This window comes from Streptomyces sp. NPDC059002, assembly GCF_042740435.1.
Classification (GTDB): domain Bacteria; phylum Actinomycetota; class Actinomycetes; order Streptomycetales; family Streptomycetaceae; genus Streptomyces.
In genome coordinates this window covers 1-25,613 of sequence record NZ_JBHYJI010000019.1, presented here as the reverse complement: position 1 = coordinate 25,613, position 25,613 = coordinate 1, and the positions used below count along the sequence as shown (strand labels likewise).

25 protein-coding genes are annotated in these 25,613 nt (G+C 70.7%); 11 read left to right on the top strand and 14 right to left on the bottom strand.

All coding sequences use genetic code 11. From position 1 onward, the window contains the following. The first annotated feature begins 20 nt into the window (after positions 1 to 20). Positions 21 to 1,073, top strand: a complete 1,053-nt coding sequence (locus tag ACFWZ2_RS19135) for an NAD(P)-dependent alcohol dehydrogenase (protein WP_384547280.1) — start codon at positions 21 to 23, stop codon at positions 1,071 to 1,073. Positions 1,074 to 1,247: 174 nt separating this feature from the next. Next, on the top strand, positions 1,248 to 1,634 hold the full coding sequence (locus ACFWZ2_RS19130) for a VOC family protein (protein WP_384547097.1): 387 nt from the start codon (positions 1,248 to 1,250) through the stop codon (positions 1,632 to 1,634). On the opposite strand, the gene ACFWZ2_RS19125 is transcribed toward ACFWZ2_RS19130, so the two are convergent. From ACFWZ2_RS19125 to ACFWZ2_RS19115, 3 genes are read right to left on the bottom strand one after another with little or no spacing between them, the layout of a single operon-like run. Beyond that, complete coding sequence (locus tag ACFWZ2_RS19125; RefSeq protein WP_384547095.1) at positions 1,616 to 2,422, bottom strand: alpha/beta fold hydrolase; 807 nt, start codon at positions 2,420 to 2,422, stop codon at positions 1,616 to 1,618. The two genes, ACFWZ2_RS19130 and ACFWZ2_RS19125, sit on opposite strands and share 19 nt — an antisense overlap. A gap of 5 nt (positions 2,423 to 2,427) precedes the next feature. After that, positions 2,428 to 2,874: an ASCH domain-containing protein gene (locus tag ACFWZ2_RS19120; RefSeq protein WP_384547093.1), complete on the bottom strand. Its 447-nt coding sequence runs from the start codon at positions 2,872 to 2,874 to the stop codon at positions 2,428 to 2,430. Continuing rightward, a complete protein-coding gene (locus ACFWZ2_RS19115; RefSeq protein ID WP_384547091.1) occupies positions 2,871 to 3,236 on the bottom strand; it encodes a winged helix-turn-helix transcriptional regulator in 366 nt (121 codons plus the stop codon). The genes ACFWZ2_RS19120 and ACFWZ2_RS19115 overlap by 4 nt, the downstream gene beginning before the upstream one ends. A gap of 24 nt (positions 3,237 to 3,260) precedes the next feature. Between ACFWZ2_RS19115 and ACFWZ2_RS19110 the strand changes: the two genes are divergently transcribed. Further along, positions 3,261 to 3,656, top strand: coding sequence for a YybH family protein (locus tag ACFWZ2_RS19110; protein ID WP_384547090.1), 396 nt, complete (start codon positions 3,261 to 3,263; stop codon positions 3,654 to 3,656). 63 nt (positions 3,657 to 3,719) lie between these two features. On the opposite strand, the gene ACFWZ2_RS19105 is transcribed toward ACFWZ2_RS19110, so the two are convergent. The 4 genes from ACFWZ2_RS19105 to ACFWZ2_RS19090 form a co-directional block, all read right to left on the bottom strand. Continuing rightward, positions 3,720 to 7,052 (bottom strand): S8 family serine peptidase, encoded by a 3,333-nt coding sequence (locus ACFWZ2_RS19105; RefSeq protein ID WP_384547088.1) that lies wholly within the window; start codon positions 7,050 to 7,052, stop codon positions 3,720 to 3,722. Positions 7,053 to 7,242: 190 nt separating this feature from the next. Further along, positions 7,243 to 7,929 (bottom strand): ABC transporter ATP-binding protein, encoded by a 687-nt coding sequence (locus ACFWZ2_RS19100; protein ID WP_384547086.1) that lies wholly within the window; start codon positions 7,927 to 7,929, stop codon positions 7,243 to 7,245. A gap of 183 nt (positions 7,930 to 8,112) precedes the next feature. Next, a complete protein-coding gene (locus ACFWZ2_RS19095; RefSeq protein ID WP_384547084.1) occupies positions 8,113 to 9,375 on the bottom strand; it encodes an Ig-like domain-containing protein in 1,263 nt (420 codons plus the stop codon). Positions 9,376 to 9,640: 265 nt separating this feature from the next. Beyond that, positions 9,641 to 9,973: a hypothetical protein gene (locus ACFWZ2_RS19090; RefSeq protein ID WP_384547083.1), complete on the bottom strand. Its 333-nt coding sequence runs from the start codon at positions 9,971 to 9,973 to the stop codon at positions 9,641 to 9,643. Positions 9,974 to 10,083: 110 nt separating this feature from the next. Between ACFWZ2_RS19090 and ACFWZ2_RS19085 the strand changes: the two genes are divergently transcribed. Next, on the top strand, positions 10,084 to 10,413 hold the full coding sequence (locus ACFWZ2_RS19085) for a hypothetical protein (protein WP_384547081.1): 330 nt from the start codon (positions 10,084 to 10,086) through the stop codon (positions 10,411 to 10,413). A gap of 22 nt (positions 10,414 to 10,435) precedes the next feature. On the opposite strand, the gene ACFWZ2_RS19080 is transcribed toward ACFWZ2_RS19085, so the two are convergent. Further along, positions 10,436 to 11,740 carry an MFS transporter gene (locus tag ACFWZ2_RS19080; RefSeq protein WP_384547080.1) on the bottom strand — a complete coding sequence of 435 codons (1,305 nt, stop codon included), beginning with the start codon at positions 11,738 to 11,740 and terminating at the stop codon, positions 10,436 to 10,438. 137 nt (positions 11,741 to 11,877) lie between these two features. On the opposite strand from ACFWZ2_RS19080, the gene ACFWZ2_RS19075 reads away from it, so the two are divergent. Beyond that, a complete protein-coding gene (locus ACFWZ2_RS19075; protein ID WP_384547079.1) occupies positions 11,878 to 12,606 on the top strand; it encodes a TetR/AcrR family transcriptional regulator in 729 nt (242 codons plus the stop codon). 115 nt (positions 12,607 to 12,721) lie between these two features. Further along, on the top strand, positions 12,722 to 14,251 hold the full coding sequence (locus ACFWZ2_RS19070; protein ID WP_384547077.1) for an APC family permease: 1,530 nt from the start codon (positions 12,722 to 12,724) through the stop codon (positions 14,249 to 14,251). On the opposite strand, the gene hutH is transcribed toward ACFWZ2_RS19070, so the two are convergent. The 5 genes from hutH to ACFWZ2_RS19045 form a co-directional block, all read right to left on the bottom strand. Next, the gene (hutH, locus tag ACFWZ2_RS19065; RefSeq protein WP_384547279.1) at positions 14,232 to 15,779 is read right to left on the bottom strand and encodes a histidine ammonia-lyase; all 1,548 of its coding nucleotides are present in this window, start codon (positions 15,777 to 15,779) and stop codon (positions 14,232 to 14,234) included. The genes ACFWZ2_RS19070 and hutH overlap by 20 nt on opposite strands. Before the next feature lie 288 nt (positions 15,780 to 16,067). After that, on the bottom strand, positions 16,068 to 17,240 hold the full coding sequence (locus ACFWZ2_RS19060) for a diguanylate cyclase domain-containing protein (protein ID WP_384547075.1): 1,173 nt from the start codon (positions 17,238 to 17,240) through the stop codon (positions 16,068 to 16,070). 41 nt (positions 17,241 to 17,281) lie between these two features. Next, complete coding sequence (locus tag ACFWZ2_RS19055) at positions 17,282 to 18,079, bottom strand: enoyl-CoA hydratase/isomerase family protein (RefSeq protein WP_384547073.1); 798 nt, start codon at positions 18,077 to 18,079, stop codon at positions 17,282 to 17,284. Between the two features lie 84 nt (positions 18,080 to 18,163). Beyond that, on the bottom strand, positions 18,164 to 19,294 hold the full coding sequence (locus ACFWZ2_RS19050; protein WP_384547072.1) for an adenylate/guanylate cyclase domain-containing protein: 1,131 nt from the start codon (positions 19,292 to 19,294) through the stop codon (positions 18,164 to 18,166). 356 nt (positions 19,295 to 19,650) lie between these two features. Further along, entirely contained in the window at positions 19,651 to 20,514 is an 864-nt protein-coding gene (locus ACFWZ2_RS19045; protein WP_384547070.1) for a biotin--[acetyl-CoA-carboxylase] ligase, read from the bottom strand. A 129-nt stretch (positions 20,515 to 20,643) separates the two neighbouring features. Here ACFWZ2_RS19045 and ACFWZ2_RS19040 point away from each other — a divergent pair, with 129 nt between their 5' ends. The 4 genes from ACFWZ2_RS19040 to ACFWZ2_RS19025 all read left to right on the top strand — a co-directional run bounded on the left by ACFWZ2_RS19040 (position 20,644) and on the right by ACFWZ2_RS19025 (position 23,328). Further along, positions 20,644 to 22,227 (top strand): acyl-CoA carboxylase subunit beta, encoded by a 1,584-nt coding sequence (locus ACFWZ2_RS19040; RefSeq protein WP_384547069.1) that lies wholly within the window; start codon positions 20,644 to 20,646, stop codon positions 22,225 to 22,227. 17 nt (positions 22,228 to 22,244) lie between these two features. Further along, positions 22,245 to 22,451, top strand: coding sequence for an acyl-CoA carboxylase subunit epsilon (locus ACFWZ2_RS19035; RefSeq protein WP_384547067.1), 207 nt, complete (start codon positions 22,245 to 22,247; stop codon positions 22,449 to 22,451). Positions 22,452 to 22,534: 83 nt separating this feature from the next. Then, complete coding sequence (gene mmpB, locus ACFWZ2_RS19030) at positions 22,535 to 22,669, top strand: morphogenic membrane protein MmpB (RefSeq protein WP_384547065.1); 135 nt, start codon at positions 22,535 to 22,537, stop codon at positions 22,667 to 22,669. Positions 22,670 to 22,710: 41 nt separating this feature from the next. Further along, the gene (locus tag ACFWZ2_RS19025; RefSeq protein WP_384547063.1) at positions 22,711 to 23,328 is read left to right on the top strand and encodes a Maf family protein; all 618 of its coding nucleotides are present in this window, start codon (positions 22,711 to 22,713) and stop codon (positions 23,326 to 23,328) included. A gap of 3 nt (positions 23,329 to 23,331) precedes the next feature. Here the strand turns inward: ACFWZ2_RS19025 and ACFWZ2_RS19020 are convergent, their stop codons facing one another. Continuing rightward, positions 23,332 to 23,814 (bottom strand): hypothetical protein, encoded by a 483-nt coding sequence (locus tag ACFWZ2_RS19020; RefSeq protein WP_384547061.1) that lies wholly within the window; start codon positions 23,812 to 23,814, stop codon positions 23,332 to 23,334. Positions 23,815 to 24,169: 355 nt separating this feature from the next. On the opposite strand from ACFWZ2_RS19020, the gene ACFWZ2_RS19015 reads away from it, so the two are divergent. Then, a partial coding sequence (locus ACFWZ2_RS19015; RefSeq protein WP_384547059.1) for an acetyl/propionyl/methylcrotonyl-CoA carboxylase subunit alpha occupies positions 24,170 to 25,613 on the top strand: 1,444 nt, incomplete at its 3' end.

Here is a 25,613-nt window from a genome sequence, read left to right as displayed (position 1 = left end):
TCAGCGGCATGCTCGAAGGCATGACGAAGCAGATCACCACCGTTTCCGCCTATGCCGCTCCCGCCCCCGGGGCGCCCCTGGAGCGCACCACCGTCCCCCGCCGTGTCGTCGGCGAGTTCGACGTCCTGATCGACATCAAGTACGCCGGTATCTGCCACTCGGACATCCACCAGGCCCGCGACGGCTGGGGCGAGGGCATCTATCCGATGGTGCCGGGCCACGAGATCGCCGGGGTCGTGACCGAGGTCGGTTCGGGTGTCACCAAGTTCACCGTCGGTGACCGCGTGGGCGTCGGCTGCATGGTCGACTCCTGCCGCGAGTGCGAGAACTGCAAGGCAGGCCTGGAGCAGTACTGCGCGCAGGGCAACATCGGCACGTACAACGCGCTCGACAAGAACGGCGAGCCGACGTACGGCGGCTACTCCACGCACATCGTCGTGGACGAGGCGTACACCCTCCGCATCCCCGACGGCCTCTCGCTCGACGTGGCCGCGCCGCTGCTGTGCGCCGGCATCACCACGTACTCCCCGCTCGCCCACTGGAACGCGGGCCCCGGCAAGAAGGTCGCCATCGTCGGCCTCGGCGGTCTCGGCCACATGGCCGTCAAGATCGCGAACGCCATGGGTGCCGAGGTGACCGTCCTCTCGCAGTCCCTGCGCAAGAAGGCCGACGGCCTGCACCTTGGCGCCGAGCACTACTACGCGACCAGTGACGACGCCACCTTCGAGGCGCTCGCCGGCACCTTCGACCTGATCGTCTCGACGGTCTCGGCGCCGCTGCCCCTGGACAAGTACCTGGGCCTGCTCCGCACGGATGGCGCCTTCGTGAACGTCGGCGCCCCCGAGGAGCCGGTCTCGCTCAACCTGTTCTCCGTGATCGGCGGCCGCAAGACCCTCGCGGGCTCCGGCATCGGCGGCATCCAGGAGACCCAGGAGATGCTGGACTTCTGCGCGGAGCACGGGCTCGGCGCGGAGATCGAGCTGATCCGCGCCGACCAGATCAACGAGGCGTACGAGCGGGTCCTCGCCAGCGACGTCCGCTACCGCTTCGTGATCGACACCGCGACGATCTGACGCCCCCGGCGGGGACGGTGCGTGTGGCCGGAACGCGTCTGGGCCCCGGGGCCTAGTCCGCAATGCTCAGCGCACCGGGGCCCTGTGACCGATACGGGGGCCGGGAGCGCGGACCTAACGTTGTCCATGTCACCGCGGAACAGCGGGAGTCACGGCAATCGAGGAGGTCGCACGATGTCCATCGAGTTGAACCACACGATCGTCACGGCCAAGGACAAGAAGGCGTCCGCACAGTTCCTCGCGGATCTTCTGGGCCTGGAAGTGGGCCCGCAGTACGGGCCGTTCTACCCCGTCACGATCCCCAACGGGGTCACCCTCGACTACTACGAGGGCGATGGCGGCCCGTTCACCCCGCAGCACTACGCCTTCCTCGTCTCCGAGGGCGAGTTCGACGCCATCTTCGGACGCATCAAGGAGCGCGGCCTGACCTACTGGGCCGACCCGTACCACAAGCGCGTCAACGAGATCAACACGAACGACGGCGGCCGCGGCGTCTACTGGGAGGACCCGAACGGCCACAACCTGGAGATCATCACCAGGCCCTACGGCAGCGAGGACTGACCCAGGAAGTCGAGCACCGGCTCCGTGGCCGCGTCCGCGAACTCCTCGAAGTAGGCGTGCCGGGCGCCGGGCACGAGCAGCGTCCTCGCGTCCGGGATGCGCCCGGCGAGCAGCGGGGCGTTGGCCGCCGGGTTGAACACGTCGTCCGTGCCGTGCACGACGAGCGTCGGCGCCTTGATCCGGGGCAGCGCGTCCCAGGCGTCGTGGCGGGCGCTGGCCCGCAGATGACGGCGCCGTGCGTACCCGGGCATGGTCGGGTCGCCCAGTGTGTGGAACTCCCGTCCGGGGGCGGTGAGTTCCTGCCCGGCCAGCCAGGCCGGGGTGTACATGAGTGTCAGCAGAGCGCGGCGCACGGCGTCCGGATCGGCCTGGGTCAGGGCCCGCCGGACCTCGGGCCCGCGCTCGACGCCGTGCGGGCCGCCGGGCGACGTACAGCCGAGTACGAGACGGTCGACGCGGTCCGGGTGGTCGGCCGCGAGCCACTGCGCGACGCGCCCGCCCATCGACGTGCCGTAGACGTGGGCGCACCCGATCCCCGCGTGGTCGAGGACCGCGAGCACGTCACGGGCGAAGCCGGGCGTGCTGTAGGTGTCGGTGTCGGGCCGGTCGCTCTCCCCCGTCCCCCGGTGATCGAGGACGACGACGGTGAAGCGCGCGGCGAAGTCGTCGCGCACCGGATCCCACCAGTGGTGATTGTTCGACTGCCCGGCGATCAGCACCAACGGCTCGCCGGATCCGTGCAGTTGATAGTGGAGGGCGACGCCGTCGTCCGCCGTGGCGAAGGGCATGTCGGTCACTTCTCCCGCAGGTCGGTCACGAGCCGGAAGCGCCACAGGACGAGTGCGGTCGCGTCGTTCACGGTGAAGCCGGGGTCGCCGAGCGCGGCACGCATCTCGTCGCCGTGCCAGAACCTCTCGTGCCCGGCCCGCCACTGCGCCACGGTCGTGCAGCCCTCGCCCTCGTCCACGGCATGGGCGAGATCCACGTCGGCGAGCGGCACGACCCGTACCCCGGTGACCTCGATGACGCCCACGGGCCGGTCGTCGGAGTCGACGACGACCGACCGGTCGCCCACCGCGGGCAGCGGATCACCGGCCAGTTCGTAGTCGACGACCAGGCCGGTCGTCGATGTCTTGGACCCGTCCAGGACGGCCGCCACCAGCTGGTCGCGCAGCGGTCCCGGAAAGGCGAACTCCGCCTTGGGCAGAGGTTCGGGAGCGTCCGGCGGAATCTTCGTCATGGGGCTCCCCAGTCCCAGAGCGCCTGCAGGACGGGGCCGAGTTCCCTGCCGTGCGGGGTGAGTTCATAGGAGACGGCCGGGGGCCATCCGGGGGTGCGGGTGCGGCGGACGACGCCCGCGGCGGCGAGCTGGGCGAGACGGTCCGTGAGCACCTTGTCCGACAACTCCGGGAGTGCGGCGGCGAGTTCGCTGTACGTGTGACGTGCGCCGCGCAGCAGCTCGCGGACCAGGAGCGTCGTCCAGCGGCCGCGCAGCGCGGCGAGGGTGATCTCGACGGGGCAGTCGGGGCTCGGGGCGGTGACCTCGGCCAGGGCGTCGGCGGGCAGGCCGGGGCGCACGCCGCTTACCGTTCGGTGAGTCACGAGGGGGCCTCCTACGGTGCTGCCATGACCACCACGACCATACCGGCCCCGTTCTCCCTGCCCACCCGCGCCGAGGACGTGCCCGCCGCGTTCGCCGAGCGCTTCAACAGCGGTGACGCCGACGCCGTGCGCGCGCTCTACGAGGAGCGGGCCGCGTTCGTGCCCGAGTCGGGGGACGCCGTGCACGGCAGCGCGGAGATCGCCGCCGCGAACGCGCCCTTCCTCGCAGTCGGCCTGCCGATCGCCGTACGGCCCCGGCATGTGCACGTCGCGGGGGACGTCGCGCTGCTCGTCGTCGACTGGGAGATCGAAGGGGTGGTGCGGTCCACGGCCACGGACGTGGCACGACGCGGCGCCGACGGGTTCTGGCGATACGTGATCGACAGTCCCTTCGGCGCCGCGCCGGTCGCACCGCGCTAGCTGCGCGTCAGAACGCGAGGTTCAGAGCGCGAGATTCAGCACGCGAGGTTCAGAACGGGAGACTCACTTCCCGTAGTACGCGTTGTAGATCGACAGCGTCGACTTGTTGCCCTTCTTGTCCGCGACCTTGGCATGGAAGGAGATGCCCTTGCCCTTGGCCGGGTTCTTCACGGAGATCTTTCCGTTGCTGACCTTGGTCTTCTCCCAGGTCTGCCCGTAGTCGTAGGAGACGTACACGGAAAGGGACTTGAGGTTGGCACCGGCCGCCGCGCCGAGGACCTTGACCGGCACGGACTGCTTCTTGTCGGCCTCCGCCCTGCTGCTCAGGTCGACCGCGGGGCTGAACCGCACCGTGGAGACCGGCAGCTTCGCGCTCTCGACCTTCTTGGAGCGGAAGGTGAAGCTCGCGTCGATGCGCGTGGAGGCCGCGGCCACCTTGACGCTGCGCTTCACGGACGTCGTCAGCTTGTACTCCGCGTCGGCGGACGGGACCTTGAACGGCTTCTCACCGGCCAGCGGGTCGTCGTTCTCACCGACCTTGGTGCCGTTGCGGTACAGCGTGGTCTTCACCGACGAGTACAGCGAGTAGCCCGCGTGCGCCTTGCCGTCGGCGAACAGCGGCAGATAGCCGGAGATCGCGTTGCCCTCGCGGAAGACGCCGTACTCGCCGCCGATCCGGGGGCCGAAGACGGCCGTGTTGAAGGTCTTCTCGTAGGTCTGGCCCGCCTTGAAGGTCTGCGGGGTGCCCAGCGAGTAGCCCACCTCGGTGGTCGGGAAGCCGTCCTGGTCCGGGGGACCCTCCTGCTCGAAGTCCAGGCCCCACTTCACCTTGTCCTCGGTGGACACGTACAGCGTGCGGACCCCGCCGAGCTTCGTCGGGACGGACACGGACCAGCCGCCGCTGCTGGAGGGCAGTTCGCCGTACGCGCGCAGCGAGCCCTTCTTGCCGCTCGTGGACGCGCCGAGACCGGCCTTCACCGTGGCCAGTTCGCTCGCCTTGTAGTTCTTGGTGTAGCCGGTCGCGAGCTGCTTGACCGGGCCGCCCGCGATGGTGTTGTACTCGGTGTCGTCGCCCTTGGTCCAGACGCCCGTCCACTGCTGGGCGAGCTTCACACCGGTCGGCGCGGCACCGACGGAGGCGGACCTGAAGTTCGTGTAGTCGTTGAGCAGCCAGCCGTAGCTGCTGCTGAAGTCCGCCGTCTCGACCGTGTAGTCGGGCGAGGCGAGGACGCCCTTGGCGGCCGCGTCCGGCACGGTGATGTCCACCGGCTTGGCGGTCCGCGCGTCGACGGTCACCGTGGTGTCCTTGGTGACGTCGAGCTTCGGCTGGGCGAGCCAGTCGATGCCCTTGGTCCCGTCGTCCGGGTCGACGACCACGTTCGAGTCGACGATGTAACCGCCCTTGGGCACCCGGACCTTGACGGTGCCGGACGCGTCGTACGGCGAGAGGTCCTTGCCGTCGGCGAGGCCGGTGATGCCCTGCAGGGAGACGTCGTAGTTCTTCGTCGGCTGACCGTCACGGCCGAGGTACTTCAGCGTGAGGGTGTACGACTCCACCTCGCGGTCGACCGCGGCCGCGGTGCGCACGGACTGGCCGCCGCCGTTGGCCACGACGTACGCGGAGTACGTGCCGTCGACGGTGCCGCCCAGCTTCGAGTCGGCGGTCAGGTCCACCGATGCGGTGCCGCCCGCGGGGACGGTGACCTTCTTCGCGCTCAGCGTGAAGAACCCGGCCGGGGCCGGACGGCCCTTGGGGTCGGTGGCATCCGTGGTGAGGTCGAGGGTGACGTCGTCCTTGCCGAGGTTGCGGTACGTCACCTTCTTGGTGACCGGCTTGTCGTCGGTGTGCGGCCACTCCTGCGTACCGAAGCTCACCGAGACCGGCTCGGCGATCACCGACTGCTTGATCGCCTTGTCCACGGCGATCCGGCCCGAACCCTGCTGGAACGGCGTGTACTTGCCGCCCTTGGTGGACGCGGTGAGGGCGCCCTTGAGTTCGGTGTACTTCCAGTCCGGGTGCTGCTGCTTGAGCAGGGCGGCGGCGCCCGCCACGTGCGGGGTCGCCATCGACGTGCCGGAGATCGTCAGATAGCCCTCGGGCTTCTGGCCGACCTCCTTCTCGATGACACTGCCCGGCGCGGCGGCCGCGGTGATGTCCACGCCCGGCGCGGTCACGTCGGGCTTGATGGCGCCGTCGCCGACCCGCGGGCCCTGGCTGGAGAAGTCCGCGAGCTTGTCGTTGTCGTCGACCGCGCCGACCGTAAGGGCCGCGTCCGCGCTGCCGGGCGAGCCGACCGAGCCGGGTTCGCCGTCGTTGCCCGCGGCGATCGCGAACAGGATGCCCTTGTCCGCGGAGAGCTTGTTCACGGTGGCTTCGAGCGGGTCGACACCGGGGGTGTCGCCGCCGCCCAGGCTGAGGTTGACGACGTCGGCGCCCTGGGCGGCCGCCCAGTCCATGCCCGCGATGATCTCGGAGTCCTCGCCGTAGCCCTCGTCGCTCAGGACCTTGCCGCTGAGCAGCTTGGCGCCGGGCGCGACGCCCTTGAACTTGCCGTTGGACTTGGCTCCGGTGCCGGCCGTGATGGAGGCGACGTGGGTGCCGTGGCCGTAGCGGTCCTTGGCGTCGGGCGAGGTGGAGAAGTTCTTCTCGGCGACGACCTGGTCCTTCAGGTCGGGGTGCGTGGCGTCGACGCCGGTGTCCAGGACGGCGATCTTCACACCCTTGCCGTCGTAGCCCGCGCTCCACGCCTTGTCGGCGCCGATCTGCTTGACGCTCTTGTCGAGGCTGGCCTTGCGGGTGCCGTCGAGCCAGACGTGGCCGATGCCGGACGCGGTGGTCCTGGCACTGCCCTGCTGGCTGGTCAGCGCCTTCCACAGGTCGGCCGCGTCCGCCTTCGGCGTGCTGACGGCGTCGGCGTTGAGGGTCTTCAGGGACCGGCGGACGGTGGTGTCACCGGCCGCGCGGACGTCGGCCTTGGCACCGGCGGCCGCGCCCTTGTAGCCGATGATCAGCTTGAGGCCCTTGGCCTGGGCCGTACGGATGCGCTTCTTGTTCAACTCCGTGACGTCGAACAGCCGTTGGTCGATCCGGCCGTCGGCTATCAGGCGTCGCGCGTCGGCGGGTATGAGCAGCGTGTGACCGCCGTCGCGCCGCACCTGTACGGGGATGTTCTCCCGCCCCTTGGCCCGGTCGAGGCCGACGACGCGGCCTGCGGCGTCGAGTGCCGCGCGGTCGCCGGTGATCAGCGTGACGTGGCGCTTGGCCGTCAGCTCACCCGCCGTCGTCCCTGTCTGCTGTCCCGCGGAGGCCGGGTTCGCGGTCGCCGGGCTGGTCATGCCCGCCGCGAGGGCCACGGCGACCGCCGTGGCCACAGTGGCCCCGCATGCTCTCTTCACTTGTCTGTGCAAGTCTCCCCCTGGAGGTTAAGGGGCTGCCGCCCCTCGGACGTCGAAGTATGCCGAGAGGCGAACACCTGCTCAATAGTGAGACAGAAGTGGGGAGTTGGGGCCGGGCGGAATTCATCGGGCCTTAACAGGGGCCGGACCTGGGACAAGAAAATGGTGGGGCCAGGATCAAGCCATTCCGCTACTCCGCCGCCGCATTCTCCGCGACCGAAATACGACCGCCCCTGATCGTGGCGAGCCGTCGCACCTTGCGGGCGACGGCGCGGTCATGCGTGGCCATCACGAACGTCAGGCCGTGCGCTTTCCAGAGCCCTTCGAGCAATTCCATGATCTCGTCGCGCACCGGCCCTTCGAGATCGCCGGTCGGCTCGTCGGCGAGCAGCACCTTGGGGCGTTTGACCAGGGCACGGGCGATGGCCACGCGCCGCAGCCCGCCGCGGCAGAGCCCGGTGGGCGGCCGCTCGCCGAGCGCGCCGAGGCCCACCGACTCCAGGGCGTCGGCGACGCGCGCACGGCGGGCCGCCGCACCGAACCCCAGGGGCACGAGCACCGACTCGACGTTCTCCCGGACGCTCAGCGCGGGATCCAGGTCGCAGGACCGGGAGACGAAACCGATCGACTCGGCGCGGAGCGCGGCACGCCGCGCCTCGGGCAGCGCGGCCAGATCGGTGCCGTCCAGCTCGACGCTGCCGGAGGTGGGCCTGCCGAGCCCGCCGAGCAGCTGGAGGAGCGTGGACTTGCCGCTGCCCGCGGGCCCTTGGACGACGAGCCGGTGGCCGTCGCCGATGACCAGGTCGACACCGGCGAGCGCGTCGACGGTCTCCCCGCCGCGCCAGTACCGCTTGGTGACGCCTCTGAGCTCGTACATGGTCGCGAAGGTAGATACGCCCCGTGATGAACGCATAAGGCGAAGTTGAGAGCCGTATGAGAAGCGCCCGAAGGGCCGACGTCACCGAGGCGCAGAGGCACAGAGGCACAGAGGCCCTCAACGGCGGTGGCCCGCACCCCCCATGGGGATGCGGGCCACCGTGTCGTACAGAAGGGGCCGGGGTCAGACGGCGGAGCCGGCCTTCCACTGCGCCCAGTCCATGTTCCAGCCGTTCAGGCCGTTGTCCGGGGCGATGACCTTGTCGCCGGTGTTGCGGACGTCGACGACGTCACCGGTGATCGAGTTGTTGTAGAACCACGCGCCGGGCTTGCTCTTGTCGCCCGCGCCCTTGGCGTCCTCGAGGCCGATGCAGCCGTGGCTGGTGTTGGCGCTGCCGAAGATGGACGGCGAGCCCCAGTAGTTGCCGTGGATGAAGGTGCCCGAGCTCGACAGGCGCATGGCGTGCGGGACGTCCTTGATGTCGTACTCGCCCTTGCCGTCGCCGTCGGTGAAGCCGACCGTGGCGCCGTCCATCCGGGTCTCCTTGAACATCTCGGAGATCACCATCTTGCCGTTGTACGTCTTGTTCTCGGGCGACCCGGCGGAGATCGGAATGGTCTTCACGACCTTGCCGTCCCGCGTCACCTTCATCGTCTTGGTCTTGGCGTCGACGATGGAGACCTGGTCGCGGCCGATCTTGAACTGGACGGTCTTCTGCTGCACGCCGTAGACCCCGTCGGCGCCCTCGACGCCGTCCAGGCTCATCTTCAGCGTGACGGTCGAGTTGCCCTTCCAGTAGTTCTCGGGCCGGAAGTCGAGGCGGTTCGCCCCGAACCAGTGGCCGACGACCTCCTGGCCGCTGCTGGACGACACCGTGATCGCGGACTGGACGTCCTTCTTGTTGGTGATCGCCTTGTCGAAGTTGATCGACACGGGCATGCCGACACCGACCGTGGAGCCGTCCTCGGGCGTGAAGTTCCCGATGAAGCTGTTGGCCCGCGAGACGGTCGTGAACGTCGAGTTCTCGTGCGCCTTGCGGCCCTCGGAGTCCTTGGCGGTGGCCGAGATCTGGTACTTCGTGGCGCGCTCGAGCTGGGCGCTGGGCTTCCAGCTCTTCTTGTCGGCAGATATCTGCCCGGCGACCGCCTTGCCCGCGTCGGTCTTCATGGTCACGTCCGAGAGGGTGCCCTCCTTGACGGTGACCTTGGCCGCGCTGTTGATGCTTGCGTTGTCGGAGCCGTTCTTCGGCGAGATCTTGATCTGGGCGGCGGAGGTCTTCTTGGCGGCTGCCTCGTCGACCTGGTTCTGCGACTCCTTGCCGCCCGACGCCTTGTCGCCGTCGTCGCTGCTGCAGGCCGAGAGCACAAGGACCCCGCCGACGAGGGCGGACACGGCCGCGAGGCCCTTGCGTCCACGCCCGGATCCGCGACGCCTACTGTCCGTCATCACACGCATCTCCATAGTTGCCGAATCCCCATAATCCAACCCCGAGAGTCCCCGTCATCCCGCCCGCATAACGCCTGCCCGGTTCGTCCCGTTCCACTTCCGCGGAGAATGTGGGGAACACCACGTCCACGGTGCTGGAATGACGACCGTCCACCACTGTGCGGCGTGTGACGACCACCCGCCGTGCACCGTGAGACGACGGAACCCCGGACGACGGTTGCCGTCCGGGGCCCCTGATTCCGCTCGGTTTCGTCGCCCGGGATCGCTACTCGTCGTCGTCCGCGCCGCCATCATCCTCGTCCGGGTCCCAGTCCGGCGCATCGGGGTCGTAGTCGATCATCTCGCTGCTCCACGACGCCTGGCTGAGCTCGACCCCGGGGACCTGGCTGACCAGGTCGAAGGGGTCCACGAGGTAGGCGAGCGCCTCCGCGACGTCCTCCTTGACCGCGGCCTCGGCGTGCGCGCGCTCCTCGCCGGGCATCTGCTCGTCCTCGGCGATACGGGCCAGCGCGGAGCCCGTCAGCTTCTCCGGGTCGCCGACCTCGACGACCATTTCGACCCTCAGACGTACAAACCGTGATGTCTCATCTGCACTCATACGACGGAGCGTAAGGCCCGCCTCCCCCGCGGCTTTCCCGCGACCCGCGGCTTTCATTACCATCGCCCCACACGGCCAATTCGCCAGCGCCACAAGGGGGATCCGATTCCGTGTCCGCACGCCGATCGTTGCTGACAGCCACCGCCGCCGGAGCTCTTCTCGGCGCCCTGTGGTTCGTTCCGTCAGCGAACGCGACGTCTCCCGCGTCGCACGCAACACCCCGCGAGGAGGGACCCCGGCAGCAGCCGGCCACCGCCACCGCCACCGCCCACCAGGAGACCGACGCGTACGCGGCGGCCGGAACAGGGCGCCTCGCCGATACGGGCGGCGGCTTCGACACCACTCCGTACGTGGTCGGCGGCACCGCGTTCCTGGGCCTCGGGGCGGGCTTCGTCGCCTTCTCCGTACGCAGGGAGCGCTCGGACGGTTCGGCCTGCTGAACGACGGGCGCCCCGCGCAGGATCATGACGGGGCGTCAGCACCCCGCGCGGCCGGTTCGCCCGCGGGCGGGGCCGGGTCCGCGGGGACGGGCGTGCCGAGACGTGCCCCGCGCAGCGCCGGGAACGCCGCGGCCACCGCGAGCGTGGCCACGACACACACCAGACCGCCCGTCACCACCGCACCCCGCGCCCCGCTCAGCTCCGCGAGGAAGCCGACCGCCGCGTTGCCGAGGGCGGGCGAGACCGTGGCCTGGACCATCCAGAGGCTGCTGACCCGGCCGCGCAGCGCGTCGGGCGTGCCGTGCTGGAGCAGTGCCGAGCGGAGCGTCTCCGAGATCAGATCGCCGAGTCCGGCCAGGGCGAGCAGGACGAGGGCCAGCGGCAGGATCGACGTCAGTCCGAAGCCGACGAGCGAGAGGCCCCACACGAGGACCGCCCCGATCAGCGCGTGCCCGCCGGCGCGTGCGGTCCAGCCGCTGGTGGCCGCGCCGACGAGCGCGCCGAGCGCGGGCGCGGCGTAGAGCAGCCCGACCACGCCGGGGCCGCCGCCGAACTGCTCGTCGGCGAGGACCGGATAGAGCGCCTGCGGCATCGTGAAGACCATCGCCGCCGCGTCGACGAGCAGCAGCCCGACGATGAGCCGGTGCCCCCGCACGAACCGGACGCCGTCCGCGACGGCCCCGAACGCCTGCCGCAGTCCCTTGCCCTGCGCGTCCGTCGCCGGGGCGGGCAGGGGGCGTACGAAGAGCAGCGCCACGGAGAAGACCAGGAATCCGGCCGCGTCGACCGCGAAGCAGGCGGCGAGTCCGGGGCCCGCGATGAGCACCCCGCCGAGCGCGGGGCCGACCAGGGCCGCGAGCTGGGTGGACGCCGCGGTCAACGCGCCCGCCGCGGCGAGGCGTTCGGTGCCGACGAGGGCCGGGATCGCGGCCATCATCGCCGGTCCGCCGAGCCCGGCGAAGAGCCCGGTGAGGCCGGTCGCCAGGTAGATCAGCCACAACTGCGGCTCCGGGAGCAGGGCGTTGACCATGAGGAGCGCGGCCACAAGCGTCAGCGGGAGGCGGGTGACGAGCATGAGCGTACGGCGGTCGCGGCGGTCGGCGAGCACGCCGCCGATCAGCACGCCGACGACGAGGGGGAACGCCCGCGCGAGGCTGACCAGGCCGATCTGCGCGGGCGATCCGGTGAGGTCGTAGACCTGCACGGCCACCGCGACGCTCGTCATGAGGGTGCCGAGCAGGGCGCCGAGGAATCCGGCGTAGAGCAGGCGGAAGTCGCGGCTCACCCGGAGCGGGGTGAGGTCCATGGCGAGGCCGGAACGGGGCATGAGCGCCTCCAGGCAAGGGAGTTAGGTCAGCCTTACTTGGATCACCCTGCCGATCGCACTCCTTAAAGTCAACACGTGTGAAGTTCAAGCGGCGCGGGGGACCCCCTCCACGCCACCCCTTGCTAACGTCGACGCCGATGAGCACCGACCCCGCACCGGCCAGGCGCCGCCCGACCCACCGCAAGGGCCGCGCCACCCTCACCCGCGCCTCCGTGGGACAGGCCGCGCTCGACTTCCTCGGACGGCACGGTCCCGCCGAACTGACCATGCGCGCCCTCGCGACGGAGCTCGGCGTCTCACCGCGCGCGCTCTACAACTACGTCGACGACAGACGGGACTTGATCACGGTCGCCGCCGAGATCTTCGAGTCGGCGTGGCAACCGCCCCCGCTCGACCCGGCCCCCGACCGGTGGCGCGACACCCTGCGCGCGTACTGCCGCGACCTGCGCGCGCACTACCGCCGCCACCCCGGCATGACCACGCTCGCCCTCACCGAGAACATCACGACGGCCCGCCACCCCACGATGCTGCGCAACGTGGACGCCCTGATCGGCTTCTTCACCGAGATCGACGGGACGGGCCTGCCGCCCCGCGAGGCCTACCTCGCCTGCATGGAGTCGATCCGCCAGGTCGTCGGCTTCGTGGAGTTCCAGGACCGCCCGCACGACCGGCCGCCCCCGCACCTCGACCCCGCGGAGCTGCGGCAGTCGCCCCCGCCCTGGCTGCGCGAAGGCATCGAGGACCTCCCCCACCTGCGCCGCGCCGCCGAGCACCCGCACCCCGAACTCCCGGACAGCGTCTTCGAGTTCACTCTCGACGTCCTGGTGGAGGGCATCGCGGCGGCGGCGGGGCGCCCGACCTCTTGACGTAGATGGTCAGCCCTCTTGACGTAGATGGTCAGCCCCCTCAACCATGTCGCCCGGTCGCGCCCGACAGGTCCGCCCCGGCCCTGCCCTCCCTCTCCCGCGGCCTGGAGGATCCGTGTCAGGAGCCCCGCCGCCCGCCCTCGACGACACCACCGGCAACGGCAGAGGCGGAAGGGGCTTCGTCCGCCGCGTCGGCCCCTTCCAGGCCACCGCCATCAACATGAGCCAGATGTGCGGCATCGGCCCCTTCGTCACGATCCCGCTGATGGTCGCCGCGTTCGGCGGGCCGCAGGCCGTCACCGGGTTCGTCGCGGGCGCGCTGCTCGCGCTCGCCGACGGGCTCATATGGGCCGAACTCGGCGCCGCGATGCCGGGATCCGGCGGGAGTTACGTCTATCTGCGCCAGGCCTTCCAGTACCGCACGGGACGCCTGATGCCGTTCCTGTTCGTATGGACGGCGATGCTGTTCATCCCGGTCGGCATGTCGACCGGGATCGTCGGCCTCGTCCAGTACCTCGGCTATCTCGCGCCCGGCATGGGGCAGACGACCGGCGACCTCGTCGGGCTCGGGATCATCGCGCTCGTGATCGCGCTCCTGTGGCGCGGCATCGAGCACATCGCCCGGATCACCGCGGTGATGTGGGTCGTCATGCTCGTCTCGGTCGGCGCCGTGATCCTCGCGTCGGCCACGCACTTCGACGCGGACATGGCCTTCACGTACCCCGCGAACGCCTTCGAGCTGACCAGCAATCACTTCTGGATCGGCTTCGCCGGGGGCCTGACCATCGGCATCTACGACTATCTCGGCTACAACACCGCCGCGTACATGGGCGCCGAGATCAAGAATCCGGGCCGCACCCTGCCCCGCGCCATCATCTTCTCGATCCTCGGCATCATGGTGATCTACCTGCTGCTGCAGATCGGCACGCTCGGCGTCATCGACTGGCACCGGATGACCGACCCGGCCGACATCGCCTCAACCTCCGTCGCCTCGGCGGTACTTGAGGAGACCTGGGGCAAGGGCGCGGCCGACGTCGTCACCGTCCTCATCCTCGTCACCGCGTTCGCCTCGGTCTTCGCGGGGCTGCTCGGCGGTTCACGCGTGCCGTACGACGCCGCACGCGACCGCGTCTTCTTCCGTCCCTACGCCAGGCTGCACCACCGGCACCGCTTCCCGACGCTCGGCCTCGCGACCATGGGCGTGGTCTGCGCCATCGGCTTCATGGTCGGCCGCCACACCGACCTCGCCACGCTCATCCAGCTCCTCACCACCGTGATGGTCCTGGTCCAGGCGCTCGCCCAGATCGCCGCCGTGACGGTGCTGCGCAGACGGCAGCCAGGGCTTCGGCGGCCCTACCGCATGTGGCTCTACCCCGTGCCGAGCCTGGTCGCGCTGGTCGGCTGGCTCGTCATCTACGGATACGCGGACAAGAACTCACCGGGGCGGCACCCCATCGAATGGTCGCTCGTCTGGCTGGCGCTCGGATGCGTGGCGTTCCTGGTGTGGGCGCGATGCGAGAAGGTATGGCCGTTCGGACCGAAGGAGATCTCGGAGGAGTATCTGGATGCTCCGGAAGGGGGCGCCGTCAGCAACGACAACGCCCCCGCACAACCGGACGGATCCGCTAGGCCAACGGCCCCGTGACGGGCTCAACCGCCGCCACCAGCGCACCCGTTCGCACGAACGCGTCCGCCGCCGCCAGGTCGGGGGCGAGGAACCGGTCGGGCCCGGGCCCCTCGACGCCCGCCTTGCGGATCGCTTCCACGACCGCCTGCGTCGCGGGCGCCGGGGTGAGACCCGCGCGGAGTTCGACGGCGCGCGTGGCGGCGTAGAGCTCGATCGCGACGATGCGGGTGAGGTTGTCCACGGCCGTACGGAGCTTGCGGGCGGCCGACCAGCCCATGGAGACGTGATCCTCCTGCATCGCGGAGGACGGGATCGAGTCGGCCGACGCCGGCACCGCGAGCCGCTTCATCTCACTCACCAGAGCGGCCTGCGTGTACTGGGCGATCATCAGCCCCGAGTCGACACCGGCGTCGTCCGCGAGGAACGGCGGCAGACCGTGCGACCGGTTCTTGTCGAGGAGCCGGTCGGTGCGGCGCTCGGCGATGGAGCCGAGATCCGCCGCGGCGATCGCGAGGAAGTCCAGGACGTACGCGACCGGGGCGCCGTGGAAGTTGCCGTTGGACTCCACCCGCCCGTCCGGCAGCACGACCGGATTGTCGACGGCGGCGGCCAGCTCACGCTCGGCGACGATCCGCGCATGCGCCATCGTGTCCCGCCCCGCGCCCGCGACCTGCGGGGCGCAGCGCACCGAGTACGCGTCCTGGACACGCGGCGCGTCGTCCTGGTGATGCCCCGTGAGCCCCGAACCGGCAAGAACGGCCAGCATGTTGGCCGCGGCGGCCGCCTGGCCCGGGTGCGGGCGGATGGCGTGCAGCTCGGGCGCGAGCACCTTGTCCGTACCGAGCAGCGCCTCCAGCGTCAGGGCGGCCGTGATGTCGGCGGACTTGTAGAGGGTGTCGAGATCGGCGAGGGCCATGACCAGCATGCCGAGCATGCCGTCCGTGCCGTTGAGAAGGGCGAGCCCCTCCTTCTCCCGCAGCTCGACCGGGGCGATGCCATGCGCGGCGAGCAGCTCGCCCGCGGGCTTCAACTCACCGTCGGGCCCCTCCGCTTCGCCCTCACCCATCAGCGTCAGCGCGCAGTGGCTGAGCGGCGCGAGGTCGCCGGAACAGCCGAGCGAGCCGTACTCGTGGACGACCGGCGTGATCCCGGCGTTCAGAACATCCGCCATCGTCTGCGCAACCTCGGGACGCACACCCGTGTGCCCCGAGCAGACCGTCTTCAGCCGCAGGAACATCAGCGCACGGACCACCTCACGCTCCACGCGCGGGCCCATCCCCGCCGCGTGCGAACGGACGATGTTGCGCTGCAGCTGGGCGCGGAGATCGGGCCCGATGTGCCGACTGGCGAGGGCGCCGAACCCGGTCGAGACGCCGTACACCGGGTCGGGCTTGGCCGCGAGGGCATCGACGATCTCGCGCGACGCGGCAAGGGCGGTCAGCGCCTCGGCAGTCAGTTCGATCCGCGCGTTCCCACGCGCGACGGCGATGACGTCCCCAGCGGTCGTCCCGGACGTCCCAAGGGCCACACTGCCCACGCTGTGCATATCCATATTCAGCAGCGTACGGACTGAATCGCCATGTGTCACGGGTGGATCCACGCCGGACCACTTACCGCGAGGTCAGCACCACACAGCGCACCCGAGAGAGTCGGAGAAACCCCCACAGCCCCGCACCCGCAAACGCTCGCGAGGGGACGCGGGGGTATGTGCGCACGGAGCACGGCGCCCCACCCTGACGGCAAACACTGACCGAGGCACAAGCCCCGGGATAGCGAGTACGCACATACCCCCGCGGCCCCGCCCCACAGCCGAAGCAAAGGCGAGAGGTCACCCCTACCGCTCCACCCCCCGCGGCTCCCGCCCCCGAAACCTCCGCCGCTCCCCCGCCTCCCCCTCCCCCACCCCGGAGGCCGAGTCCGCCAACCGCACCACCGGATCCTCCACCCCTCCCCGCCCGGCAACCACCGGCTTCACCGCCCGCGCAGCCTTCGCCCGATACTGCGCCGCGTCCGCAAGCCGAAAGAGACGACGAGCCGAACGCACCGCCCCGATCGGATCCCCGGTCGAGGCGACCCCGCAGGCAACCCCGTCCCCGAGCTCCAACTCCGCAGCCCGCACGCAGAGTTCATCGGCGACCCGCACCACATCGTCCGCGCTCGGCCCCACGGACAGCAGACAGAACTCGTCACCGCCGAGCCGCGCGGCAAGCGCCCCCGGCAGCATCGCGCCACAGAGCGAGAGGACGGACCCGAAGCGCTCCAGGAGGCGGTCGCCGACCGCGTGCCCCCGGGTGTCGTTGACCCGCTTGAGCCCGTTCACGTCGCAGACGACGAGGCTCACCACCGCACCGTCCGCACGGTGCCGCTCCACCGCCTCGTCGAGCCGCAGATCGACCGCGCGCCGATTGGCGAGCCCGGTCAGCGCGTCGGTGAAGGCGAGCCGCCGCGCCTCCTCCAGGCGCTCGGTCTGCGCGATCCCGGCGGCGACCACCGCCGCGAGGACCGTCGCGAAGTCGGCGTCCGCCCGGTCGAAGACCGGGACCCCCACCGGCCGTGCCACATACAGCTCGCCCCACGCACGCCCGTGCAGCACGATCGGCGCGACGACGCAGCAGCCGCGGCCGCGGCGGCGCAGCGCGGTGACGCGCTCGTGGCAGTAGCCCGCGGACCGGCCGCCCTCGGGCCCCTGCGCAGTCTCGACCCAGGCGTGCGGCTCGCCGCCACCGGCCCAGCGTTCGTGCAGGAACTCGGTGATCTCCGGGAACTGGTTGACGGGATACGCCTCCCGTTCCGGGAACTCCTCCTCGCCCTCGGCCCGTTCGCCCGCGTTCACGAGCACCCGCAGCCGTCCGAGGTCGCGCTCCCACACGGAGAGCGCCGCGAAACTCCCGTTCAGCGCGCGGCAGGCGCCGAGGGCTGCCGCCCGCCAGGACTCACGCGGAGCATGCGCCGCGGCCATCCCCTGCGCCAGCTCCACCACGGCCCGCAGCCGGACATCCTCACCCATTACCCCAGGTTAGGAGGTTTACGACATTTTGGAACTTCGGGCTACTCGCCGGGCCACTCCGGCTTCCGCTTCTCGTTGAACGCGGCGACACCCTCGGCACGGTCGCCGGAGAACGCCACATCGCGCCACGCCGCGTCCTCGACCTCAAGCCCCGCACGCAGGTCGAGCCCCTGCCCGAGCCGCAGGGCACGCTTGGCGGCGCGCAGCCCGACGGGCGAGTTGGCGGCCATGCGGGCACCGAGCGCGAGCGCCTCCGTACGGTCCTCGCCCGCCTCGACGAGCAGGTCCACGAGCCCCAACTCCCGCGCCTCGACGGCCTCCACGCGCCGCGCGGAGAAGATCAGCTCGGCGGCGCGGGCGGCACCCACGCGACGCGGCAGCAGCTGGGTGCCGCCGCCGCCCGGGATGACGCCGACCGACACCTCGGGAAGTCCGACCACCGCGGTCGCGTCGGCGACGATCACGTCGCAGGAGAGGGCGAGCTCGAACCCGCCGCCGAGCGCGAAGCCGTGCACGGCGGCGATCGTCGGCATGGGCAGTTCGAGGACACCGCCATAGGCGCCGCGCGAGGTGGGCCGCTGCCGACGCAACTCGGCGTCGCTGAAGGAGTTCCGCTCCTTGAGGTCGGCGCCGACGCAGAAGGCCCGCTCATGGGTGGACGTCACGACGACGACGCGGGCGTCGCGGTCGTCCGCGAGCGCGGCGCAGGCGGCGGCGATGGAGCGCCCCATCTCCGACGAGACGGCGTTCATGGCCTTGGGCCGGTCGAGGGCCAGCTCGACGACGTACCCGTGCCGCCTGACCGCCACGTACTCCCCGAACCGCTGCTCGTCACCCATGACGTCTCCTCCACCCGGTTAACGACCGTTACCGAGGGATCATGTCAGGCGGTCCCATCCCACGGAAGAGCAGTCGTACGACGGTCAGCCCCTGCGCGCAAGGAGCCAGGGCTCGACGACACCGAGCCCCCGCACCGGCCGCTGCCACATCGGCTGCAGCGCGAAGCGGTACGAGGGCGGCTCCTCGCCCTCCTTCTCCGCACGCTCGGCCAGCGCCGCCGCGTCCGCCTCGGAGGCCGGCGCGTCCCCGGTCCGCGTCAGCTCCTCGGCGAAGGCCCCGTCCACGAGGACGGCGTCCCGGGGAGCTATCGAGGTGAGACGACTGGCGAGGTTCACGGTCGTACCGAAGACATCGCCCATGCGCGTCGTCACGGTCCCGAAGGCGATGCCGACCCGCAGCTCCGGCATGGTCTCGTCATTGGCCATGGTCTCGATCAGCCGCAGCGCGATCTCGGCGGCGGTCCCTGCGTCATCGGCGGCGTACAGGACCTCGTCACCGAGCGTCTTGATGAGCCGCCCCCCATGCGCGGCCACGAGATCGGCGGCAGTGGTCTCGAAGGCCTCGACGAGCTCCCCGAGCTCCTCCTCCTCCATACGCCGGGTCAGCCGCGTGAAGCCGACGAGATCGGCGAAGCCCACCGCGAGCCGCCGGTCGACCATCTCCTCGTCGTCCGCGGCCTGCACGACGCGCCCGGTGGCGGCCGCGAGCTGCCGCCGCCACACGTACACGAGGAACTCCTCCAGCTCGGGCAGCAGCAGCTCGACGAGCGGATAGGTCACTTCCGTACGGGTCATGCCGGGCTCGGGAGGCTCCGTGAGCCCCTCCAGAAAGGAGTCGATCTGCCACTCGGCGAGACGCGCGGTGGTCTGTCCCGTGGACCGGGCCACCTGCACGGCCATCGCCTCGCTCAGCAGCCCCGCCTCGACGAGCCCGGCGAGCCGCCGCAGCGCCAGCACGTCGGCCTCGGTCAGCGCCTTGGCCTGCCCGATGTCCGGGAACCCCATGGCCCGCCAGAACCGGGACGCCAGCTCCATGGAGACACCGGCGCTGCGCGCGGCCTGAAACGGGGTGTACCGGCGATCGGCCCCCAGGATCAACTGCTCAAGCCGCAGAGCAAGCGGATCCTTCTCCGGATCCTCCGAGTTCTCGCCCACCTCGGGCACTTCCGGTACCGCGCCGCCCGCCTCACCGGAGCCCGTGTCGTCGACGGTCACGCCTGCTGCCCTTCCGATCTGCCGCGGTCAGGTATCGACCGGCGCCAACTTTACGGCAGGTGTGCCGCAGCTCACTCCCGACTCCCGTGACGTCCCTCTTGACCAAGCCCCGGACCGGTGAAACCGGGGCCAGCGGAGCACCCGCAGCGGAACCGGCACGGCCCACCGGCCCGCAGCCGCGACAGAGACCGGAGGGGACGCGGCGGTATGTCCGCCCGGAGCACGTGAGGCCACGTGCCGAGGTACATCCCGGTGGCGGCCCACCGGGATAGCGAGGACGGACATACCGCCGCGGCCCCGCCCCACGACGAACGGAGCGAACCCCCGCGCACCCGCACCGCCCCGCGCACCCGCACCTACCCCGCAACCCGCAAATGCACAATGTCCCCCGCCCCCACAGGCTCCTGCACCCCCTCCCCCGTGGCGAGCACCAGCCGCCCATCCCCATCGACCGCCACCGCCTCCCCCGTAAGCGACCGATCCCCGGGCAACTCAGCCCGCACAGTCCGCCCCAACGTCGCGCACCCCGCGGCATACGTCTCCTGCAGCCCGGACTCCCCCGGATCCCCGCCCACCGCACGCCAGTCCCCGTACCACTGCTCGAGCGCCCGCAGCACGGCCCGCAACAGCGGATCCCGGTCCGTGGTCACCGCCCCGGCCAGCGCCAGCGACCCCGCCGTCGGCACGGGCAGCTCGTCCTCGCGCAGCGTCACATTGAGCCCGACGCCCACCACGACCCCGCCCCCGTCGACCGGCCCCGCCCGCTCCGCGAGGATCCCCCCGGCCTTGCGCTCGGCACCTCCCACCGTCACCAGGAGGTCATTGGGCCACTTGAGTGCGGTGTCCACCCCGGCCGCCCGCGAGAGCCCCGTGGCGACGGCGACACCGGTGAGCAACGGCAGCCACCCCCACCGCTCGACGGGCACGTCGACGGGCTTGAGGAGCACGGAGAAGAAGAGCCCGGACCGGGCGGGAGCGGACCACTGCCGGTCGAGCCGCCCCCGCCCCGCGCTCTGTTCCTCGGCGACGAGGACGGCCCCTTCGGGAAGCTCACCGGCCCGCCCTGCGAGGTCACTGTTGGTGGAGCCGGTGGTGGTCACCACGTCCAGGGAGGTCCAGAGACCGCCCTCACGGACGAGAGCGCGCCGCAGGGAAGCGGCGTTGAGCGGCGGCCTGCCCAGGTCGGACCAGCGGTTGTCTTCAGCATCTGACGACGTCATGCAAGCCACCCTAGGTGTGGTAAACGCCGCACTGCCGAACCGTATCCGCGCCGATACGCTACGGGTCAGTAGCCAGCCGCACCGCAAGCCGCCAGAAGCCCCGATGAGCAGGCAGGGAGCCGCATCCCTATGTCCGAGATCGACATCCACACGACCGCAGGCAAGCTCGCCGATCTGCAGCGCCGCATCGAGGAGGCCAAACACGCGGGTTCGGCGCGCGCGGTCGAGAAGCAGCACGCCAAGGGGAAGCTGACGGCGCGCGAGCGGATCGAACTCCTCCTCGACGAGGGCTCGTTCGTCGAGTTCGACGAGTTCGCACAGCACCGCTCGACCAACTTCGGCCTGGAGCAGAACAGGCCGTACGGCGACGGCGTGGTGACCGGATACGGCACCGTGGACAGCCGCCCCGTGGCCGTGTTCTCGCAGGACTTCACGGTGTTCGGCGGCGCGCTCGGCGAGGTCTTCGGACAGAAGATCGTCAAGGTCATGGACTTCGCGCTGAAGACCGGCTGCCCGGTCATCGGCATCAACGACTCCGGCGGCGCCCGCATCCAGGAGGGCGTCATGGCCCTGGGGATGTACGGCGAGATCTTCCGCCGCAACACACACGCCTCCGGCGTGATCCCCCAGATCTCCCTCGTCGTCGGCCCGTGCGCGGGCGGCGCCGTCTACTCCCCCGCGATCACCGACTTCACGGTCATGGTCGACCAGACCTCGCACATGTTCATCACAGGACCCGACGTCATCAAGACGGTCACCGGCGAGGACGTCGGCTTCGAGGAGCTGGGCGGCGCACGCACCCACAACTCCACCTCGGGCGTGGCGCATCACATGGCGGGCGACGAGAAGGACGCGATCGAGTACGTCAAGTCCCTTCTGTCGTACCTGCCTTCGAACAACCTCAGCGAGCCGCCCGCCTTCCCCGAGGAGGCGGACCTGGAGCCGACGGACGAGGACCGCGACCTCGACACCCTCATCCCGGACAGCGCGAACCAGCCGTACGACATGCACACGGTGATCGAACACGTCCTGGACGACGCGGAGTTCTTCGAGACGCAGCCGCTGTTCGCGCCGAACATCGTCACCGGCTTCGGCCGGATCGAGGGCCGTCCGGTGGGCATCGTCGCCAACCAGCCGACCCAGTTCGCCGGTTGCCTGAACATCGACGCCTCCGAGAAGGGCGCCCGCTTCGTCCGCACCTGCGACGCGTTCAACGTCCCGGTCATCACCTTCGTGGACGTGCCGGGCTTCCTGCCGGGCGTCGAGCAGGAGCACACGGGCATCATCCGGCGCGGCGCGAAGCTGATCTACGCGTACGCGGAGGCGACGGTCCCGCTGATCACGATCATCACGCGCAAGGCGTTCGGCGGCGCGTACGACGTGATGGGCTCCAAGCACCTGGGCGCCGACCTGAACCTCGCCTGGCCGACCGCGCAGATCGCGGTGATGGGCGCGCAGGGCGCGGTGAACATCCTGCACCGGCGCACGATCGAGGCGGCCAAGGATGCGGACGAGGCGGCGGCGACGCGGGCGCAGCTGATCCAGGAGTACGAGGACACGCTGCTCAACCCGTACACGGCGGCGGAGCGCGGCTACATCGACGCGGTGATCATGCCGTCGGAGACCCGCGCCCACCTCGTCCGCGGCCTGCGTCAGCTGCGGACGAAGCGGGAATCCCTCCCTCCGAAGAAGCACGGCAACATCCCCCTCTAGTCCCCCAGGGAGCGGTCATGATCAAGGTCGTACGGGGCAACCCGACCCCGGAGGAGCTTGCCGCCGCCCTGGCGGTGGTCCAGGCGCGCGCCGCGGCGGTGGCGAACCAGCCGTCCGGCGCGCCCGCGCCGCCCGACGCGTGGGCCGACCCCGCGCGGGTGGGCCGCCACCGGCTGCCCGCGCCGGGGCCCACGGCATGGGGCCGTACCTATTGGCCCGGTTAGCGCCTGCCCCGGGCAGGCCCGGCCGGGGAACTTGAGTACGCGTACTCAGGCGCCCCGACCGGGCCGACCGCAGTATCGGTCCCATGCTGTGGTCGGATCCGGAGAACGATCCTCCGAAGGACATGCGGGACATGCAGGCCAAGATGCGCCGCGCGGGACTCGTCCTCGCCCTGGCCATGGTGGTGGCGATGTTCGTGCTCGGCCTCGGCATGCACTGAGCGCCGAGCGGGGCCTCCGGCGGAGCGCCTACGCTGGCCGCATGAGTGATCAGCGCCGCCGTCTCGTGCTCGCCTCCAAGTCCCCCGCGCGCCTCGGCCTGCTCCGGCAGGCGGGCCTCGCCCCCGAGGTGATCGTCAGCGGGGTCGACGAGGACGCGGTCTCCGCACCGACCCCCGCCGAGCTCGCCCTCGCCCTGGCCGAGGCCAAGGCGTCCGTGGTCGCCGCGCGCCCCGACGCCAAGGGCGCCCTGGTGATCGGCTGCGACTCGGTCCTCGAACTGGACGGGCAGGCGCTCGGCAAGCCCGCGGACGCCGAGGAGGCGACCGCCCGCTGGAAGTCCATGCGCGGCCGCGCGGGCGTCCTGCAGACGGGCCACTGCGTCTACGACACCGCCACGGGGCGGTACGCGTCGGGCACCGCGTCGACCGTGGTCCGGTTCGGCGAGCCGTCGGACGAGGAGATCGCCGCGTACGTCGCGAGCGGCGAACCGCTGCACGTGGCAGGGGCGTTCACGCTGGACGGCCGCTCGGCGCCGTTCATCGAGGGCATCGAGGGCGACCACGGCAACGTCATCGGCCTCTCGCTGCCGCTCCTTCGCCGTCTGCTCGCGCAACTGGGCGTGGGCATCACGGAGTTGTGGGCCACGCCAGGCCAGTAGGACTCAGGCGGGCTGCGGGGCGCCGTTCTCCGGCGTCCCGTTGCTCTCCGACGTGTCCTCGCGGTGCGCCGCGGCCGCGCCGTCGTCCTGCTGCGCCTTCTTGTCGTACGCCACGAGCGTCAGGACGATCAGGCCGAGCACGGCCATCATGAAGAGGAACGCGGGCCAGCCCACCAGGCCGACGGAGAACGCCCCGAGCAGGGCGTGCACGACGGCGCAGCTGATCAGGAGCAGTCGGCCGAAGCCGCCGGGGGCACGGTCGCGGGCGGCCGTGCGGGCCAGGACGATGCCGCAGAGCGCGAGATAGCCGCCGAAGAGGAGGCCCGCGATCCAGGTCGAGACGGTCATCGCGCGCGGGTCGAGGCCGGCCAGGGACATGTCCTGCTTGTCGACGACGAGTCCCAGGAACCAGTTGAGGAGCGCGATGCCGACCGCCTCCGCGAAGAGAACGATCGCGCCCACCCAGGCCACCGGTCTGCGCGCCACGGCGCCCCACCCACTTTCCGCTGCTGTTACCCCTAGTACGTTCGAGCCATCGCGAACGCTACTAACGGGTAAACCCCGGGACAAGGGCTGTGCCGAAGGCAAAGAATCGTTGGGCCATTCGTAGGGACTCCACAAAGAAAGCCGCCCCGCCGCAGCGCTGACTCACAGAGACCTTGACCACACCCGAGGGCTACGCTGCCGGGGAGGAACCCTGCGTACCGTGGTACGACAAGGGATTTCGCGGATCGAGCGGGCCTCGAGTCACACTCCGTGTGGGCAAGCTCACCATTGGGGACGGGTCGTAAGCCCGTGTCGGCAGTCCCTAAACTCGGCTTGTTTCAAGGAGGGAGCCATCGTGCGCAAGGTGCTCATCGCCAACCGTGGCGAAATCGCTGTCCGCGTTGCTCGGGCATGCCGGGATGCTGGGATCGCGAGTGTGGCCGTCTACGCGGACCCGGATCGGGATGCTCTGCATGTACGGGCGGCTGATGAGGCGTTCGCGCTGGGTGGTGACACTCCGGCCTCCAGTTACCTGGATATTTCCAAGGTGCTGGCCGCGGCCAAGGACGCGGGGGCGGACGCGGTCCACCCCGGTTACGGCTTCCTTTCGGAGAACGCCGACTTCGCGCAGGCCGTCATCGATGCGGGTCTGGTCTGGATCGGTCCGCCGCCGCAGGCCATCCGTGACCTGGGTGACAAGGTCGCCGCGCGGCATATCGCGCAGCGCGCCGGTGCCCCGCTGGTCGCGGGCACCCCCGACCCGGTGGCGGGCGCCGACGAGGTGGTGGCGTTCGCCCGGGAGCACGGGCTGCCGATCGCCATCAAGGCCGCCTTCGGGGGCGGCGGGCGGGGGCTGAAGGTGGCCCGCACACTCGAAGAGGTCCCCGAGCTGTACGAGTCGGCGGTGCGCGAGGCCGTGGCGGCCTTCGGCCGCGGGGAGTGCTTCGTGGAGCGCTACCTGGACAAGCCGCGGCACGTGGAGACCCAGTGCCTGGCGGACCGGCACGGCAATGTGGTCGTCGTCTCGACCCGGGACTGCTCGCTGCAGCGCCGCCACCAAAAGCTCGTCGAGGAGGCCCCCGCGCCGTTCCTGACGCCGGAGCAGAACGCGGAGCTGTATGCCGCGTCCAAGGCGATCCTCAAGGAGGCCGGCTATGTCGGCGCGGGCACCGTGGAGTTCCTCGTCGGTGTGGACGGCACGATCTCCTTCCTGGAGGTCAACACCCGTCTCCAGGTGGAGCACCCGGTCACCGAGGAGGTCGCGGGCATCGACCTGGTGCGCGAGATGTTCCGCATCGCCGACGGCGAGGAGATCGGCTATGGCGATCCGGAACTGCGCGGCCACTCCTTTGAGTTCCGTATCAACGGCGAGGACCCGGGCCGGGGTTTTCTGCCCGCGCCGGGCACCGTGACCGCCTTCGCGCCTCCCTCGGGCCCCGGTGTCCGGCTGGACGCGGGCGTGGAGTCCGGCAGTGTGATCGGTCCGGCCTGGGACTCGCTGCTGGCCAAGCTGATCGTGACCGGTGCGACCCGCGAGCAGGCGCTGCAGCGGGCCGCGCGTGCCCTGGAGGAGTTCACCGTGGAGGGCATGGCCACCGCGCTTCCCTTCCACCGTGCCGTGGTCAGGGATCCGGCGTTCGCGCCCGAACTGGCCGGTTCCGGTGAGCCGTTCACGATCTTCACGCGGTGGATCGAGACGGAGTTCGTCAACGAGATCCCGGCCTTCGCCGCGCCCGCCGCGGATGCGGAGAGCGAGGAGGAGCCGGGCCGTGAGACGGTCGTCGTCGAGGTCGGCGGCA